Source organism: Ruminococcus sp. 210702-SL.1.03 (genome assembly GCF_020559915.1).
GTDB lineage: Bacteria > Bacillota > Clostridia > Oscillospirales > Ruminococcaceae > YE71.
The window spans coordinates 1-207 of the sequence record NZ_JAJCLZ010000202.1; the positions used below are offsets into that span (position 1 = coordinate 1).

1 pseudogene is annotated in these 207 nt (G+C 51.2%); it reads left to right on the forward strand.

The features are described from left to right. Positions 1-207, forward strand: a pseudogene (locus LI114_RS14105) (V-type ATP synthase subunit A); the annotation flags it as partial.

Sequence of the window (207 nt, forward strand, 5' to 3'; positions counted from 1 at the left end):
CTGTGGTTCAGCACCAGGTGGCGAAGTTTGCCAATGTTGACATCGTTATCTATGTCGGCTGCGGTGAGCGTGGCAATGAGATGACCGATGTACTCAATGAATTTCCAGAACTGATTGACCCATCAACTGGCCAATCCATCATGCAGCGGACGGTGCTGATTGCAAACACCTCCAATATGCCAGTAGCGGCTCGGGAGGCATCGATTT